At 43.2% G+C, this 17372-nt stretch carries 14 protein-coding genes and 1 riboswitch; of the genes, 10 read left to right on the top strand and 4 right to left on the bottom strand.

Features of this window, described 5'->3' with window-relative positions; all coding sequences use genetic code 11:
* Together BACCELL_RS04650 and BACCELL_RS04645 are read left to right on the top strand one after the other, a co-directional pair.
* A partial coding sequence (locus tag BACCELL_RS04650) for an efflux RND transporter permease subunit (RefSeq protein ID WP_007210420.1) occupies positions 1-1301 on the top strand: 1301 nt, incomplete at its 5' end.
* Positions 1279-2484 carry a TolC family protein gene (locus tag BACCELL_RS04645; protein ID WP_007210419.1) on the top strand — a complete coding sequence of 402 codons (1206 nt, stop codon included), beginning with the start codon at positions 1279-1281 and terminating at the stop codon, positions 2482-2484. The genes BACCELL_RS04650 and BACCELL_RS04645, both read left to right, overlap by 23 nt.
* Before the next feature lie 90 nt (positions 2485-2574).
* Here the strand turns inward: BACCELL_RS04645 and BACCELL_RS04640 are convergent, their stop codons facing one another.
* Complete coding sequence (locus BACCELL_RS04640) at positions 2575-3816, bottom strand: serpin family protein (protein ID WP_007219002.1); 1242 nt, start codon at positions 3814-3816, stop codon at positions 2575-2577.
* Positions 3817-3918: 102 nt separating this feature from the next.
* Positions 3919-4121, top strand: a riboswitch (cobalamin riboswitch).
* 50 nt (positions 4122-4171) lie between these two features.
* Between BACCELL_RS04640 and BACCELL_RS04635 the strand changes: the two genes are divergently transcribed.
* From BACCELL_RS04635 to BACCELL_RS04615, 5 genes are all read left to right on the top strand, one after another.
* On the top strand, positions 4172-6199 hold the full coding sequence (locus tag BACCELL_RS04635) for a TonB-dependent receptor plug domain-containing protein (protein ID WP_052309532.1): 2028 nt from the start codon (positions 4172-4174) through the stop codon (positions 6197-6199).
* 34 nt (positions 6200-6233) lie between these two features.
* Positions 6234-7355, top strand: a complete 1122-nt coding sequence (locus tag BACCELL_RS04630; RefSeq protein ID WP_007210416.1) for a DUF5074 domain-containing protein — start codon at positions 6234-6236, stop codon at positions 7353-7355.
* A gap of 118 nt (positions 7356-7473) precedes the next feature.
* Entirely contained in the window at positions 7474-8577 is a 1104-nt protein-coding gene (locus tag BACCELL_RS04625; RefSeq protein WP_033160751.1) for an ABC transporter substrate-binding protein, read from the top strand.
* A gap of 5 nt (positions 8578-8582) precedes the next feature.
* Positions 8583-9623: an iron ABC transporter permease gene (locus BACCELL_RS04620; RefSeq protein ID WP_007210414.1), complete on the top strand. Its 1041-nt coding sequence runs from the start codon at positions 8583-8585 to the stop codon at positions 9621-9623.
* Entirely contained in the window at positions 9623-10624 is a 1002-nt protein-coding gene (locus tag BACCELL_RS04615; protein WP_007210413.1) for an ABC transporter ATP-binding protein, read from the top strand. The genes BACCELL_RS04620 and BACCELL_RS04615 overlap by 1 nt, the downstream gene beginning before the upstream one ends.
* A 528-nt stretch (positions 10625-11152) precedes the next feature.
* Here BACCELL_RS04615 and BACCELL_RS04610 read toward each other — a convergent pair.
* From BACCELL_RS04610 to BACCELL_RS04600, 3 genes are all read right to left on the bottom strand, one after another.
* Complete coding sequence (locus tag BACCELL_RS04610; protein ID WP_007210412.1) at positions 11153-12598, bottom strand: methyltransferase RsmF C-terminal domain-like protein; 1446 nt, start codon at positions 12596-12598, stop codon at positions 11153-11155.
* A 142-nt stretch (positions 12599-12740) separates the two neighbouring features.
* A complete protein-coding gene (locus BACCELL_RS04605) occupies positions 12741-15164 on the bottom strand; it encodes a TonB-dependent receptor (RefSeq protein ID WP_007210411.1) in 2424 nt (807 codons plus the stop codon).
* A 45-nt stretch (positions 15165-15209) separates the two neighbouring features.
* A complete protein-coding gene (locus BACCELL_RS04600; protein ID WP_007210410.1) occupies positions 15210-15545 on the bottom strand; it encodes a hypothetical protein in 336 nt (111 codons plus the stop codon).
* Between the two features lie 327 nt (positions 15546-15872).
* Here BACCELL_RS04600 and BACCELL_RS04595 point away from each other — a divergent pair, with 327 nt between their 5' ends.
* The 3 genes from BACCELL_RS04595 to BACCELL_RS04585 are packed head-to-tail and all read left to right on the top strand — an operon-like array spanning position 15873 to position 17366.
* A complete protein-coding gene (locus tag BACCELL_RS04595; RefSeq protein ID WP_007218984.1) occupies positions 15873-16508 on the top strand; it encodes a DUF6249 domain-containing protein in 636 nt (211 codons plus the stop codon).
* Positions 16505-17053, top strand: a complete 549-nt coding sequence (locus BACCELL_RS04590) for an RNA polymerase sigma factor (protein WP_007210408.1) — start codon at positions 16505-16507, stop codon at positions 17051-17053. Before BACCELL_RS04595 ends, BACCELL_RS04590 begins: the two co-directional genes overlap by 4 nt.
* On the top strand, positions 17037-17366 hold the full coding sequence (locus BACCELL_RS04585) for a DUF5056 domain-containing protein (RefSeq protein WP_007218983.1): 330 nt from the start codon (positions 17037-17039) through the stop codon (positions 17364-17366). Before BACCELL_RS04590 ends, BACCELL_RS04585 begins: the two co-directional genes overlap by 17 nt.
* Positions 17367-17372: the final 6 nt, after the last annotated feature.

Genomic DNA, 17372 nt, shown 5'->3' with positions numbered 1-17372 from the left:
GTGCCGAACTGGACGAGCATGCACTTGGTGTGAATGTTTCGGAAATAGAAGCTCCGTTCGAATTGAAAGAACGTTCACGTAGTGAGTTGGTTGCCGAAGTACGCGAGAAGTTAGGTACTATCGTAGGAGCAAATGTGGAAATCGGCCAGCCTATCAGCCACCGTATCGATGCTATGCTCAGTGGTACGAAAGCCAACATTGCAATTAAACTGTTTGGTGACGATCTGAACCGTATGTTTACCTTGGGTAATGAAATCAAAGGTGCCATCCAGGATATTCCGGGTATTGCCGACCTGAATGTGGAACAACAAATAGAACGTCCTCAGCTTATCATTTCGCCCAAGCGGGAAATGTTGGCTAAGTTCGGTATCTCATTACCGGAATTCTCTGAGTTCGTGAATGTATGTCTTGCTGGTGAAACCGTATCACAGGTATACGAGAAAGGTAAAAGCTTCGACCTTACCGTACGTGTACGTGATGATCTTCGCGACGAAATGGAGAAGATACGCAACTTGATGATAGATACCAGTGACGGAAAGAAAATACCTTTGAACTACATCGCAGAAGTGCGTTCTGCCATGGGACCGAATACGATCAGCCGCGAGAACGTGAAGCGAAAAATCGTAATCTCTGCCAATGTTGCCGACCGCGACCTGCGCAGTGTAGTGAATGATATTCAGGCCCGTGTGGACAAGGATATTAAATTGCCCGAAGGGTATCATCTGGAATACGGTGGCCAATTTGAGAGTGAACAGGCAGCAAGCCGCACCTTGTTACTCACATCATTAATGAGTATTGCGGTGATCTTCTTACTGCTTTATCATGAATTCCGTAGTGTAAAAGAGAGTGCAATCATACTTATCAACCTGCCGCTTGCATTGATCGGTGGTGTGTTTGCTTTGTTGATGACAACGGGAGAGGTGAGTATTCCGGCTATTATCGGTTTTATTTCACTATTCGGTATCGCCACCCGAAACGGTATGTTACTGATCAGCCACTACAACCATTTACAACAGGAAGAGGGAATAAACGTGTACGATAGCGTAATCCGTGGCTCAATGGACCGTTTGAATCCGATTTTGATGACAGCATTGTCTTCGGCTCTCGCTCTTATTCCATTGGCACTGGGAGGAGATTTGCCGGGTAATGAAATTCAAAGTCCGATGGCGAAAGTTATCCTTGGTGGTCTTTTAACTTCCACGTTCCTGAACGGTTTCATCATTCCGATTGTTTATCTGATGATGCACCCTAAAAAACAACCATTAACAATATCAAACTATGAAACGAATTCTCATATTTAGTTTTATCACTTTTTTCCTATATGCGGGAATGCGTGCCCAATCGGTCGGCATAGACGAAGTGCTGCACCGTATTGAAGCAAACAATAAGGAGTTGCAGGCCAATGCGCAACTCATCACTTCACAGAAATTGGAGAACAAGTCGGAGAACAATTTGCCTGATCCCACTCTCTCGTATGCCCATCTGTGGGGATCGGAAGATAAGAGTGAGACGATAGGTGAACTTGTTGTTTCTCAGAGCTTTGATTTCCCGACCTTGTATGCTACACGCGGAAAAGTAAACCGGCTCAAAACCGGTGCGCTTGATGCGCAGTCTGCCGCCTTCCGTCAACAACTGTTGTTGCAAGCTAAAGAGCTTTGTTTCGACATCATCATGTTGCAGCACCAGCAAGTGATTCTGAATGAACGTATGAAACAGGCTGAGGAACTCTCTGCATACTATAAGAAACGTCTGGAGACAGGTGATGCCAATGTATTGGAAACAAATAAGATCAATCTGGAGTTACTGAATGTACGCACAGAATTCCGTACCAATCAGACTGCGCTTGATAACGCCTGGAAATCTCTCCTTGCACTCAACGGAGACCAGTCTTTGCAAGATAATGAGCTGAGCAGTTTCCGCTCCATCAACGACTATCCATTGCCCCTTCTTCCTACCGACTATGAACAGTTACGTTCGGAAGTGTTGGCAGCCGATCAGACTTTGCTGTCATTAAGCAGTGAAAGTGCTGCCGCCCGCAAACAGATTTCTGCAAGCAAACAAGGTTGGTTACCTAAATTGGAACTTGGATATCGCCGTAATACAGAGTCCGGTACTCCATTTAATGGAGTTGTAGTAGGCTTTTCCTTCCCGCTGTTTGAGAATCGTAATAAGGTTAAAATAGCCAAAGCGCAATCTCTGAACCTCGATTATCAGAAAGAGAATGCTGCTTTCCAAGCCGAAGCAACCTTAGCAAAACTATACAGCGAAGCACAATCATTGCAGACTTCCATCCAGGAATACAGGGAGGCATTCAGTTCACAACAAGATCTTGCATTACTGAAGCAAGCTCTCACCGGTGGACAAATCAGTGTGATAGAATATTTTGTAGAAGTTTCTGTGATTTATCAAAGTAAGCAGAATCTACTTCAATTGGAAAATCAGTATCAGAAGGTAATGGCACAGATATACAAGAGTAAGCTATAAAAATATTATTCTTGTATCATAAAAGTAAAGCGAAGAATCGGCTCCCGCAATTGAAGGAGTTGATTCTTCGCTTTCTTTATAAATATCAAACTATAGTTCTGTAATCTTTCCCATAAAGAGGATGGCTCCCGTACTCTTTTCCTTAACCATAAAGGCAAAAGGACGATTCACAAAGAAGGGAACAGGAGAAGGAAAACCGACAGCATTATCAAACATTCCTCCTACTGTAACCGCAGCCGCTTCGGTACCTTCCTCATCCACATTTATATAAGTAAACTGTTGCAGAAGGCCAATATATAGTTCTGCACCGGACATATTGGCAAACTTTGCTTTATAAGCATCGAAAGCATCTTTCATCCCCATAGCTATCATGTCCTCTTCCAGCTCTTTGTCATATTCTACTTTAAAACGAGGAAGTTTAATTTGTAGTTCTTTTCCTACCATATTCTTACTCCACTGTTTCCAGTTCTCATAATTCAGGCTGGGTAAGCTTTCATCCAAGGTCTTATCTCCGGATGGCAACAGTATCACCATACTAAAAGCTTCATTGCCATAGGGTAATTCCGCAATAGAGAAATCATCAGTCTGGGTGTAATTGAACGTTGCGGTCTGGTTCATCATAGCTACTTTCTGCTGACTGCCGTCAACATTGGTAAAGTTATCCTGTCCAGTAGCCGACTTATCAAACTGGCTTTTCCAGATACCTTTAAAATAGAGTGCATTAATCAGATACATACGAGCATCCGCAGGTATTTCCTGAATAACCTCTTTTATGCAATTATTAGTCTGAGTGGCGCACCATTGGTTTATCACATCTTTGGCGGTCGGAGATGTGAAATCAAGTTCTTGCACCTGAGCATCGTACATTTTCTTATTTACATCAACAAAAGAGTCATAAACCTTAAAACCTTCCTCTATCCAGATAGAATTAGCTATTCCGAGTTGAGTTGTATTGTCCAAATCCAACAAAGCTGAAGTTAACTTTTGATTATAGTTGTTCAGATCATCAAGAGAGAAAGTATTGGCAGGGAATCCTAATACATCCTGCATCTCAGCAAGCGTATTATCAGTAGCCCCGTTCGTAATCATGGATAAACAAAGTGATGCACTCAATGGAGACACAAAAACATTCGGTTTTTCTTTTTCGGTACTGCACACCTGATCGAAGAAACGGAAAGCAAAGTCTGTACCTTTGTCCATAAACTCTTGTTCCGCACGGGTAAGATTGATGTCTTGACGTGGTTTAGGTTCCGGTTGAGAAGGATTCTCATCATTCTGACAGGCTGCAAGGATACTGAGTAGGCTTAGCGCAGCAATAGTTTTCTTTAGCATAAGCATTATAGTATTAGTTTTCTATTAAGTTACTCTGTTAGAATAAATGCATAAATTTATGAAATACTGCATCCTATAATAAATAAAACATAAATCTTTCCTATCTTTGCCCTTCGGTTTTGTTGAAGTATGCCTTTCGGTATGCTTCATGAAAAGGGAATTGGGTGTAACTCCCAAACAGTCCCGCTGCTGTAAACTCATTGTCAAGGATTTACCAATCACCTATGCCACTGCCGGTATTCGCACGGTGGGAAGGCGGTAAATCCGGAGTAAGTCAGAAGACCTGCAAAACCTATCAAATTTTATGCCTTCGAGGAAAGGGCATGAGATACTTATATTTTTACAGCTATTTGTTATGATCAAGGATAATCCATGCCGATGCATCTGGCTACAGTTTTGTTTATATTGTTTCACATGCTGCCTTTGTGTCAATTTACAGGCACAGCAGGCGAGAGACTCCATTACGGGAAAGGTGCATGCCATTCCGGAAGTGTCAGTAAAAGGACGAAAAATATCAAGCCGCATCACTTCTGCAACTCCAACGCAATCTTTCAGTCGCAAAGATTTTGAGGCACTTGGCTTACAAGGTATAGCAGATGCCGTAAAACGTTTTAGTGGAGTGAACGTGAAAGACTATGGTGGATTAGGAGGATTAAAGACTATTTCTATTCGTAATCTCGGTGCAGCACATACAGCCGTTAGTTATGATGGAATAGCCGTTAGCAACAGCCAAGCAGGCCAAATTGATATTGGGCGTTTTGCAACTGATAACATATCCACACTCTCACTCAGTATTGGACAAAGTGATAATCTTCTACAATCAGCCCGTATGTATGCTTCCGCAGGGATACTTCATATTGTCACAGAACAACCCAAATTCATTTCAAATAAAAAACACAATTTCCACGGACAAATTAAAGGAGGTTCTTTCGGTTTGTTCAATAGCATCGCACGTTGGGAACAACAAGTGGGAACTAACTCAGCCTTTACTATTGATGGGAATTTCCTGCGTTCAGATGGAACGTATCCTTTTACAATAGAGAATGGGAAACATACTGCTACAGAAAAGCGATACAATTCAGACATTTTTTCCTACCAAGGTGAAATAAACTTTTTCCATCAATTCTCTGACAGTAGCCATTGGAATACCAAAGCTTATTACTATCATTCCAAACGAGGGCTTCCCGGTGCAGTCATCTTATATAATCCGGAATCTAATGAACGATTAGTAGATGAAAATCTCTTCCTACAGACGCAATGGAAGAAAACGTTCTCACCTGAGTGGACATTACAGGTACAAGGAAAATATAACTATGCTTATAACCGTTATCAAGATAAAGGTTCCCAATATGACAGTGGCAAGGTGACTGACCGACACACTCAAAAAGAATATTATCTCTCTGCAAGCTTATTATATCAACCAATACAAAATTGGACATTTTCTCTATCTCAGGATGGCGTTATCAACACCTTAGATAATACCTTGCCTGATTGCCCTTATCCCACACGCTACACCTCATTGACAGTACTCAGCAGCAAATACACCTTCCCTCATCTGACCGTTCAGGCTCATATACTTGGAACTTACATTTCAGAACATGTAAAAAAAGGAAGTGCTCCCGCTGATCTGCATCGCCTTAGTCCTAGCATTAGTATGAACTATCGTCCATGGAAAGAACATTTGTTCTTCATCCGCGCCATGTATAAGGGCTGTTTCCGTACCCCAACTTTCAACGACCTTTACTATTTCCGAAGTGGTAACAAGGATTTAAAACCAGAAAAAGCGCAGGAATATAATATAGGCATCACTTACGGTGGTTCCCCTTTCACTTTCCTGAATTATTGTTCTATCACACTGGATGGATATTATAATAGGGTTACAGATAAAATAGTTGCTTTCCCCAGCACTTATGTGTGGAGAATGCAGAATTATGGTAAAGTACGTATCATAGGTATGGACGCTACTCTTTCCACAGAGTTTCCGCTTACTCATCGATCAGAAATACATTTTTCCTGTGGATATACTCTACAAGAAGCAATAGACTTAACCAATCCGGAAGCCAAAAATTACAAAGACCAGCTACCTTATACTCCGAAACATAGTGGAAACGCCTCCGCTACAATTGAGACCCCATGGCTTAATGCAGGTTATACTCTGATGGGAGTAGGGAAACGTTATTATCTTTCACAAAATATACCCGAAAACGAAATTGACGGGTATTTAGAACATACTCTCACTATCTCACGTAACTTCAAAATAAGTAACTGCAAACTAAGATTGCAAGCAGATGTAACTAACTTAACCAATAAACAGTATGAGGTAATTAAATACTACCCTATGCCGGGACGTTCATGGAAATTAACAGTAAGTGTTCAACTCTAACAATATTATTATTCACTATTAAATACCATTAATTATGAAAATCAGATCTTTATTATTCAGTGCTATCTGCCTATTGGCACTCGGTACAAGTTTTATCTCTTGCAGCGACGACGATAATGATTCAAAACGAGATGACAGTGGCTCTAAAGTAGCTCTTTCCCAGAATCGAGTGTTCATTTTAAATGAAGGAAGTCTAAACCTAAATAACGCTAATATTTCTTTCTATGATCCGGATAAAACAATAGACTTTATCGCAGATATTTTTCAAAAACAAAATAATGCAAAATTAGGAGACACAGGACAAGACATGATCGTGTACAATGATTATATTTATGTGATTGTTTCCGGCTCCAAATATATTACAAGATTAAATGCAGCCGGTGTGGAACAACAACGCTTCGCTTTTTCCAGCAGTGAAGGAAGTCCGCGCTATATGACTGCTGACGATGGTTATATTTATGTGACCCAATATGGCGGCAAAGTATCCAAACTGAATGCAAATACTTTAGAACGAGTGAAAACTTTTGAAGGAGGAAAAAATCTAGAAGGTATTGCTGAAGAAGATGGACTGCTTTATGTTGCCAATTGCTATACTGTAACAGAAACAGGTGCCTATGAATATTTTAATGAAGTATTCGTTATTGATGCCAACACTATGGAATTGAAAAATACACTTACTGTGAGAAGGAATCCGAATAAACTGTTAGAGAAAAACGACAAAATATTCCTATTGGCTTCTTTAATATGGGGTGGAGATGAAGGAAACGAACTCCAAGTAATAGACCCTAAGAATAACAATCAAGTAACAAGTATCACCGCCGCGACACACATGGCAGCATCAGAAAACACATTGTATTTAATCAACTCGGATACTGACTATTCCAGCTATCCTTACACGACAGTAAATACATTTTTCACTTATAACATATCCACCAAACAATTAAGTGAGGTCAATTTCCTGAAGAATGCACCTGAAGAACTATCCAGCGCAAGCATTTATGTAATGGAAATAAATGAAAAAAATGGTGATATTTATATCGGAACCACTCATTACGTAGATGGTAACGGAGATATTTACCGTTTCAAAAAGGATGGAACATTTGTAGAAAAATTCGATTGTGGCGGTCAAAATCCCAATAACATAGTATTCTTATAATTATATAAATATTTAGCTATAACATATGCTAAAAACCTTGTTGTAAACAAGTAATATTAAAACAATGCTTCTACTCAAACGTATTCATATACAAATTAGTCTATACAATGCCCTTTGGATGACAGTACTACTTCTTTCCGCCTGCGGCGGAAAGAGCAGCACTGTTTCCGGCTCTGCACAAGGAGACAGCATCCCGCTGCACTATTCTTCTAATCTCTCTCTGATAGATTACGAAGATTATATCGTTGCACAGCTACGCAATCCCTGGGATACAACAAAGATACTACACACCTATGTATTAGTAGACAAAAAGCAGCCGTTACCCCAAGAACTGCCTCAAGGTACTCTTGTCCGCACCCCACTTAGTAAAGCAGTCATCTACTCATCCGTTCATTGCAGCTTGCTAAAAGACCTCGGTGCTTTAAATAGTATTGGTGGCGTATGCGACTTGAAGTACATCAAACTACCGGAAATCGAGGAAGGATGCCGAAACGGAACCATCACCGATGTAGGTGATGGCATGAACCCCAATATCGAAAGAATCATAGACCTGCACCCCGATGCCATTCTACTTTCTCCTTTTGAAAACAGCGGCGGATACGGGCGTGTGGAAAAGTTGAATGTACCCATCATTGAATGTGCTGACTATATGGAAACCTCTTCATTGGGACGTGCCGAATGGATGCGTTTCTACGGTCTACTATTTGGTAAAAAAGCGGAAGCAGATGCTATGTTTGCTTCGGTAGAAAGAAGCTATAAGGATTTACAGGAATTAGTAAAACCCATCTCCTTTGCTCCCTCCGTGATGTGTGATTTGAAAACAAGCTCTACCTGGTACACTCCGGGTGGCAACAGCACCATTGCCAGGCTATACGCTGATGCAGGCGCCAACTATATTTTCAGAGAAGATACACATAGCGGCTCGCTCCCCTATCCTTTCGAAGTTATCTTTGAGAAAGGTCAGCAAACGGATTTCTGGCTGATACGCTATAACCAACCTATAGATAAAACATACAAGGAACTGGAAAAAGAATTTGCCCCTTATGCAGGTTTCCGTGCTTTCAAGGAACGGAACATCTACGGATGTAATACCAACCGGGTTCCTTTTTACGAAGAAACGCCTTTCCATCCGGACTGGTTATTGAAAGATTTGATTAAAATATTTCACCCTTCACTGTTGGAAGGCTATGAGCTGAGGTATTACAAAAAACTATCAGAATAGAACTGATGATAAGAACGAAAGCAAAAGGATATATATATGGCATAGCACTGTCGGTCCTCATTCTCGTATTGATGGCTGCGAATCTCTGGTTCGGTTCAATCAATATCCCCGCCGGAGCTGTGTGGAATACTCTCATAGGAAATGAAGTAGAAAAAACCAGCTGGGCTTTTATTATCTGGGAGTCCCGTCTGCCGCAAGCCGTCACGGCATTACTATGTGGTGCCGCACTCGCAGCTTCGGGACTGATGCTACAAACGGCATTCAACAACCCACTGGCAGGTCCATCCATCCTGGGCATTAACTCAGGAGCAAGTCTTGGTGTCGCATTGGTGATGCTGGCCGGTGGAGGAAGCATTGCTACAGGAGTATTTACCTTATCCGGTTTCTTTTCCGTGATACTCGGTGCCTTCATCGGGTCGATGGTGGTAATGGGACTTATCCTTTTCTTTTCGACACTGATAAAAAGCAACATCATGCTGCTGATTACGGGTATCATGATCGGTTATATCACTTCGTCCGCTATTTCATTACTTAATTTCTTTGCTACTGCCGAAGGGGTACATTCTTATATGATATGGGGCATGGGGAACTTCGGAGGTGTCTCATTGCAACAACTCCCCTATTTCTCCATTTTCTGTCTGGCAGGTTTGTTACTTTCCATCCTGCTTATCAAACCCTTGAATGCCTTGCTGTTGGGTACGCGCTATGCTGAAAACTTAGGAGTAAACATCCGTCGCACAAGAAATCTGTTACTGATTGCCACCGGACTACTGACAGCCGTCACCACCGCCTTCTGCGGACCAGTTGCTTTCATCGGTCTGGCCGTTCCACATATCTCCCGCCTGATGCTGGGTACGTCCAATCACAATTCACTGCTTCCCGTCACTTTGCTGACAGGTGGTGTAATTGCCTTGCTCTGCAATCTGATCTGCATCCTTCCGGGTGAAGCAGGTATTATTCCCCTCAATGCGGTAACCCCTGTGCTGGGGGCGCCTGTTATCATTTATGTCATTGTCAACCAACGTAAAATACAATACTTCAACTGATGGAGAAAGCTGTTATCACCGCAAACGATTTATGCATCGGCTACCGCCAGGGAAAGCAAGAGAAACGGATACATGAACATCTCTCCTTCCGGCTCTATCCCGGAGAACTGACCTGCCTCCTGGGAGCTAATGGAACCGGTAAATCAACTCTGCTCCGCACTTTGGCGGCTTCGCAACCGGCCTTGTCAGGAGAATTATTTGTACAGGAAAAGCCATTGTCTGCCTATTCCGAAAAAGAACGTTCACGTACCATCGGAGTAGTACTGACAGACAAGACACAAGCAGGCGGACTGACTGTATATGAGTTGGTAGCTCTGGGACGACAACCTCATACGGGATTCTTCGGCAGATTGAACAAAACGGATCACTCCATCATTGAAGAGGCTCTGGAAGCTGTAAGCATCAGTCATAAAGCACACAATTATACTGCAGAGCTATCAGATGGGGAACGACAGAAGGTCATGATTGCCAAAGCATTGGTACAGGAATGTCCGCTCATTCTGCTGGATGAACCGACAGCTTTCCTGGATGTAGTGAGTCGCATCGAAATTATGACTTTGCTTCATCACCTGGCAGTGGAACAAAAGAAAGCAATCCTGCTTTCCACCCATGACATAGAGCAGGCATTGGTACTGGCAGATAAACTTTGGTTACTTTCAAAAGAAAACGGACTGCAATGTGGAGTAACGGAAGATATGATTCTAAGTCACCGGATGGACGGCTTGTTTTCCTGCAACGATATCCGGTTTGATTATGCGCACGGAGTATATTATCCCAAAGTGGATAGTAACCGCTGTATCATTGTGGAAGCCAATGATGAAGTATTGCTGCACTGGACAACAAATGCACTCAACCGGCATGGCTATACTTGTTCTCCCATTTCTATGTCAGGGACGGTCGATTTGCCATACTTACAGGTATTGTCTGCCGAAGATTTCAGACTGCATAAAGGAAAGGAATACAAATTCCACTCTTTCGAACAACTACTTGCCAATGTCTGACAAAAGCAATGATATTTATATACAAACGCACTGATTTCAACTAACGCTTTATTTCTGATAATCAAAAGAATACAAAATATTAATTCTTTGTTTACAAGAAGTTGGGAGTTTGCCGACAAGAAGTTAACTTCCTGTTGACAAACTCCCAACTTCTTGTAAGCTGAAAAGATGATGTTTTTCTATTATCTTACAAAGAAGTAAAAAGAAATTTCAGCCGAAAGACCAATGAACGAGGAAAATCCGGTGAGGGCTGAAAGATCTGGAAGCCCCAAAAGGTATTTAAACTTGGTTTATCTGAAACTTCCAGTGCATGAGTTAAAACTTTCCCGGGAATTAGCTGTATATATCGGACGGGGAGTATCTATATATTGGATGTGCAACATCTATATGTCCAACGTGTTGTATCTATATATCCAATGTATTGCATCTATATATCCAAGACCACCGATATATAGATGCTAAAAACACAGAGTGAGGAAGGGCATTTGCTACTTCCAACTCACGCAACTGAAATTCCGGATGATTTCTTTATTTCATCACCAGTATCTCATCCGGCAGGTATCCACTTCGGATACGCCACTCCTGCGGATAAAGATTATTAGCCCGGTTACCGATATTCTTCACAAAACCTAAAGGAACATCCTTATACGTCAACAGCACATAACCGCGTGGAGCAGTATCGGGAAGCACAATAGCTTCCTTACGCAAATAGGCAATAGCCTGTTCATACGAAATTTCTTCACGAGGAAAAACATCGGAAGCCTGCACAGTGCTCATAGCAAGAGCATGATTGGGAATCAGGTCCTTGCCTTTCACTTCGGCAAGGGTAACGCCTGCCTGAATGACACGAAGAGATTGTTGGAGGACTGACAATCCGGATATATATTCTTTAGGGAAAGCCACAATATTCATTCCATTTGCAGAAATCTCATAGTCGTCTGCCGAAAGGAGCCAGGCACGGGCGGCCAATAATTGTTCCTTAGATGCTCCGGCATTAGTTTTAGATGCTGAGGCACCAGCTTTCTTCTTTCCTTGGGAAACAGTGGATTTGTAACGGATTCGTACCGTCTCTCCTTCCGGTTTACGAAGTACGGCAAGGAAAAAGCCCTCACCCTTTGTACGGTGAGGCAGAAAACGATATACAGGAAAATCTTCACCAGCAAGCAAGTTTCCGGTAATGTTCCACGCTGCCGGAGCATCTACCGGAAGTATCTCTGCACCGAATTCATCACGCATCCAGCGGATATTTTCTTCATCTTCCTGCGTATTATACGTGCAAGTGCTATAGATAAGCAATCCACCGGGTTTCAGACTGGGCCATATATCGGAGATGATACGTCGCTGACGTTGCCAGCAGATTTCCACATTCTCCGGACTCCATTCGCTGACGGCAACGGGATCTTTACGGAACATACCTTCACCGGAACAGGGAACATCGGTCAATATGACATCGAAGAAGCCTTCCAGATCAGCAAAGTCTGCCGGATCGTTATTGGTTACCACGACACCGGGATGCCCCCACTTCGTCAGATTCTCCGCCAGGATTTGCGAACGGTTACGGATCACTTCATTTGCTACCAACAGGCTGCCTGCAGGCAATACACTGCGGGCATGGGTAGATTTTCCACCGGGAGCGGCGCAAAGGTCAAGCATCACGGAAGGCGTTTCACCGATATATTGCTTTAATGCTTGCTCCACAAACATGGAAGATGCCTCCTGTACATAATAGCATCCGGCATGAAACAACGGATCGAAGGTAAACGTCAACCGACGGTCGAGATAAAATCCTGTGGAAGACCAGGGCACACGCCCGGAAGAGGTATGAAAAAGACTGAATGAAGAATCGGGTAGTTTTTCTTCATTCAGTCGTATGCTTACGGGCTGTTCGCCATTTAAGGCGTCAGCCAGTTTATTATATTCTTCATCTCCCAGGAGGAGACGGGTACGGTCTGCAAAAGATACGGGTAAATCCATGTGCCAAATTATTTTATGTCCGCAAAGGTAATGCAAATCGAATGCATAACTTTCATGCTTGCATGAAAAAGTTATGCTGAGATGCAGCTTATCTTCTTCAAAGGTAACATAAAAAGGCAATACAAGGCAAACCCGCCGGGCACTAAAAACTAAGCTTGACTCCCGCAAAGTAGGAACGAGGCGCTCCCGGACCATAAATGTAACCGGAATCGCGAGTGGCTCCTTTATCAAAATCTTTCTGATAGGAGTTGAAGATATTCTGTACTCCCACATTGAATTGCAGGCACATACCGGAAAAATCTATATCATAAGCTACCTTGGCACCCAGTTCGAAGAAATCCGGGCTCTTCACCAACAGGTCTGCCGTACCATCTACTTCGGACATCAGATGAGGCACATACATTCGCCCGGTATAATTACCGTTCAGGGCTACTGACAATGCTTTTGTAGGATTGAAAGTGGCAGTAAAGTAACCATAAACATCGGGGGTACGCAATATCCGGTCGCTATGGCGTTCTTCATCCGACAAATGTTCCTTGTCTGCACTCCACTCCTCGGGAGAATCGTACAGACTGCGTTGCACGGTCAGTCCCGCCTGCAACTGGATTTTATCACGCCAGGCGATCTTTCCTTCCAATGTACCACCATACACCTTTGCACCGGAACCGTTGACACGGGTTTGTATCAGATATCCACTACCGTTCGGATCTTCTACCGGTGCTGTCAGTACAAACGGATCGGAAAGTTTCGTGAAGAAACCTTCTATCAGCAAATTTGCCTGGAAATCACCGAAGTAATGATACCAGTCCATCGAAGCGTTCACACTGCGCGAACGTTCTTCTTTCAGATCCTTAGCACGAACGATGGAAATCAACTCGCCTCCCACATTACTTATATGTAAGTCTTCGTCGAAAGCCTGCGGAGCACGGAACCCCTCAGCATAACTGAAACGGATATTTATGTCCTGCGTAGGGTTGTAGCGGATATTGGCACGGGGACTGAAAATGGCTTTGCTCATAATGCTATTCTTGTCCAGACGTCCGCCTATCAGAAAACTCCACTGCTCGCTTTTCCATTCATTCTGCACATAGGCACTCGCAATGTTCACAATCTGTTTCAAGGGATCGGGTGTATATTTATCAATCAACTGTTGCAGACGGTCTCCTGTTGCGGTGGGATCTTCCGCCAAAGCGGCATCCCGGTATTTTTGCATATCCGTTGCTTTGTCGTCCAGATTATCATGATTAAATTCTACCCCACCCGTCAAGTCGGAAGGCATAAAAAAGAGCTTATCAAAATGATAGATATACTGAGCGCCCAATACGCCGGTGAAATCGGTGGTATGCCCATAGGCACTGTAATAACTGTCGCGCACGATATGCTGGGCAGAGGCGTATGCATTGAACGCATGCTTCTGATCCTTGGAGAAGGCACTGAACTTCAAGCCGCCCGTATTGATGGAATGTTCGATCTGCTCCACCAGTCCGGGTTCGCCGGAACCATTCAGATTGGCATCTTCGGCAATGTGAGGCGGCAGATCAAAGCGGTTACCGCCACGACGGAATTCTTCCATGTGATGATATTCCAGATTCAACTTGGAATAGGGGCTCAACCTATAATAAGCGTTCACGCCTACTGTCTGGTTCTTCAATTTGGGTAATTCGGAAAAACTGTCACCGTTGGAATCCCATGCCGAACGGTGGCGGTTCTGCCCGTAGATGTAAGCTCCCATTTTGTTATCCGAAGATACCAGGGAAAGGTTAAGCGTAGTATTATTGTCAAACGAACCGGAGCCATCAAAATTGGAGATAGAATGGGCAAACGAACCTGAGTTGCGGAGAGGTTCTTTCGTAATGATATTCACTGTTCCGGCAATGGCCGAAGAGCCGAAAAGAGCCGAACCGCCTCCACGTACCACTTCCACACGCTCTATCATATTAGCGGGAATCTGCTCCAAACCGTAAACACCCGCCAGTGCAGAAAAAATGGGACGGGAATCAATCAGTATCTGTGTATATTTCCCGTCCATACCATTGATACGTACCTGTGAGTAACCACAATTCTGGCAATCATTTTCTACACGCACGCCCGGCTGGAAGACGAGACCTTGCGACAAGGTATGCGAATTGGTCATGTCGAATAGTTTCGGAGTAACAACTTTTACCAAGGTAGGTGCCAGTCGGCGAGCGGTTTCATTACGATTGGCTGTAACAACTACGCCGTCCAAGGCTACCATATCTTCTTCCAGTTCGAAGTTTTCTTCCAGCGTCTTGCCTCGTTTAAGGGTTACTTTTCGTTCTTGTGGTTTATAACCTACGGCACTGACGGAGAGTATGAACTCACCTTCCGGAAGGTTCTTCAGAAAATAATGTCCGGTACCATCGGTCATAGTTCCGATAGTGGTCCCTTTCAGGGCTACTGTCATATAAGGAAGGTGTTCTCCTGTTTTTTTCTCTAATACGTGGCCAATAATATTGGCGTCAGATTTATTTAAATCAATTGCATAAGCGGTGTGGGAGAGCAATGTACACATCACTCCCACCACGAAAAAAATATATTTTTTCATGTAGTTCTAATTTTTAATGGATTTTAATAAGGGGAATTTCTATTGTCAATGAACTACAGGTGGTGCACGCAGACTGATGCCGCAACGAACTCGCACGCACTTGGTATGTTCTACAGCTGGAACACTCAGTACACGCAATAAAATAAGGAAAGCCGATGCGACAAAAAGAATAGCCGGTAGAGAAGAAGCTACAAAAGAAGAAAGGAAGAATATCGTTTCAACCTGCGCTTCCGTATGGCTATGTTCACCTTTGAACGGGTGGGAATGTACAATAATTACCCCATTTACCACATGCGAGTGAGTAAATAGTGTAATACCTCCTAAATATGCGATAAATAATAAAGGAAGGAACCATTTCAATATATTCCGTAACTTCTCCAAAAAGCGTTTTAATATAGATTTGCGAAAGTAGCACTAATTACAATAAGAAGCAACCGGATTTAGTTGTTTTAACCGGATATAGAGCAAAATACCTACATCTTATGAGTACAAGAAGTCTGATATTACATTATTATTAAATAAAAGTGATCCATTTTTTTCGGTTATGAAAGAATCAATCCCACCATCCCCCTTTACATCTAAAATATCTGCAAATATTTTCAGATAATACCGATTTTCTAAAAAAAATATCGTCTCTTTGCAACTTTCTAACTGGCATGATACGTCTAATACACAAAGAAACAATAAAAGATAAAACAAAATATGATTATGAAACGGATAATTTTAGCACTCATCGCCGCCATGACATTATGTTCACTGGTACAGGCAAAAAACAGAACGGTTACAGAAAACGACAGTCTGGGGAACAAAAAGCGCGTGATCGAACTGCGCGATACTACCATCGACGGAAAGACAGTAACCGATACGCTCAGCATCATGACCTACGAAGGCAGTAGTTCAGACAGCAAAAGTGATAAAGGATGGAAACGCCACAACGGCAGTGGTTGGGACTGGGACTTCGATTTAGATGGCAAAACCTCTGAAACCATCATTTCAGTTACTGCCATCGTCTTCATCTTCGGTCTGCCGCTACTCATCGTCTTTACGGTATTCTTCTTCAATTACAAAAATCGAAAAGCCAAATACCGCCTTGCAGAACAAGCACTTTCGAGTGGGCAACAACTGCCTGAAGACTTCTTCAAGAATGCGGAGAAAACAGAAGATATCCGTACCAAAGGTATCAAAAACATCTTCATTGGCATCGGATTATTCATCTTCCTCTGGGCCATTACCGAGAACTTTGGAGTAGGTTGTGTCGGGCTGCTGATCATGTTCACCGGATTCGGACAATTAGTTATTTATTATACGCAAGACTCTAATAAAAAGAACAACCGGGAGAGATGAGCCAACTCAATGACATATCGTTAGTCGCACAGGTCGTGGTGTTTCGCAACACCAGGGCCTTCGACCAGTTGGTGAAAAAGTACCAGTCGCCCGTGCGACGGTTCTTCCTCAACCTGACTTGCGGCGACAACGAGTTGAGTGACGACCTGGCGCAGGACACGTTTATCAAAGCCTACACCAACCTGGCTTCATTCAAAAACCTGTCCAATTTCTCCACCTGGCTCTACCGTATTGCATATAATGTATTTTATGATTATCTTCGCAGTCGGAAAGAGACAGCCGACCTCGACACCCGGGAAGTGGATACCCGCTGGAACACCAGCCAAGATGACGTAGGACAACAGATGGACGTTTACCGGGCGCTAGCGACACTAAAAGAAATGGAACGAACCTGTATCACCTTGTTCTACATGGAAGATCAGAGCATCGAAAAGATTGCAGGTATCACGGGATGCCCGGCGGGAACAGTCAAAAGCCACCTCTCGCGGGCGAAAGAAAAAATGGCTACCTACTTAAAACAAAATGGTTATGACGGAAACAACTGATGATAAACTTTTGCAGCAGTTCTTCTCTGACAATCGGAAAGAGATAGAAGATAACGGCTTCAGCCGCCGCGTGATGCACCACCTACCCAACCGGTATTACCGGATTTCGCAGTTGTGGAGCTTGTTCTGTTTTACGCTTGCCGTAGTGTTGTTCTTTGTTCTCGACGGCTTGCAGCTTGTGCTGGGGGCCTTACGCGAAACTTTCACCAGCGCCATACAAAGCGGTGCAGCGGAACTCGATCCCAAATCACTGATTATAGTGGCAGTAGTATTGGTCTACTTAGGATATCGCAAGATTTGTTCTTTAGCATAAAGCTCA

This window comes from Bacteroides cellulosilyticus DSM 14838 (assembly GCF_000158035.1).
GTDB lineage: Bacteria > Bacteroidota > Bacteroidia > Bacteroidales > Bacteroidaceae > Bacteroides > Bacteroides cellulosilyticus.
The sequence above is the reverse complement of the archived record's forward strand: the minus strand, read 5'-3'. Positions and strand labels throughout refer to the sequence as shown.